The organism is Candidatus Aquarickettsia rohweri, assembly GCF_003953955.1.
In the GTDB taxonomy this organism is placed as follows: domain Bacteria; phylum Pseudomonadota; class Alphaproteobacteria; order Rickettsiales; family Midichloriaceae; genus Aquirickettsia; species Aquirickettsia rohweri.
Map to the genome: position 1 here is coordinate 1 of NZ_RXFM01000154.1, position 759 is coordinate 759.

At 28.9% G+C, this 759-nt stretch carries 1 protein-coding gene; it reads left to right on the forward strand.

The window, feature by feature from the left end; all coding sequences use genetic code 11:
* On the forward strand, positions 1-759 hold a 759-nt coding region (hemF, locus tag EIC27_RS06885; RefSeq protein WP_126045294.1), incomplete at both ends, for an oxygen-dependent coproporphyrinogen oxidase.

Genomic DNA, 759 nt, shown 5'->3' on the forward strand with positions numbered 1-759 from the left:
GTTTAAAAAACTTAGAGATAATATATGTGATGAATTTGAAAAGATAGAAAATGAATTTGGATCATCTGTGTCTTTTAAACGTAAAAAATGGTATAGAGATGGAGGAGGTGGTGGTGAAATGTCAATCATGCGTGGATCAATTTTTGAAAAAGTAGGAGTAAATATATCCACAGTTTATGGAGAATTTTCTGATCAATTTGCAAAAGAAATACCTGGTTGTGAAAATGACAATAATAATTTTTGGGCTAGTGGAATTTCTTTAGTTGCACATATGAATTCCCCACATATTCCAGCAGTTCATTTTAACACAAGAATGATTGTAACAACTAAGCAATGGTTTGGTGGCGGTGGAGATTTAACTCCAATTTTTCCAAATAATGATGATACAGAATTATTTCATAAACATTTTAAAATAGCATGCGATAAATTTGATAAAAATTATTACTCAAGATTTAAAAAAAATTGTGATGAATATTTTTATTTACCTCATAGAAAGGAGCCTAGAGGGGTTGGTGGGATTTTTTATGACTATTTAAACAGTGGTAACTGGGAAAAAGATTTTGAATTTACTAAAGAAATTGGTGTACAATTTAAAAAGGCTTTTTTTAGTATTATAAAGAGAAATATTATGAAAAAATGGACAAAAGTAGAAAAATCTATGCAACTAGAAAAAAGAGGGAGATATGTGGAATTTAATTTATTATATGACAGAGGCACAAAATTTGGTTTAATGACTAATGGTAATACTGAAGCCATTCT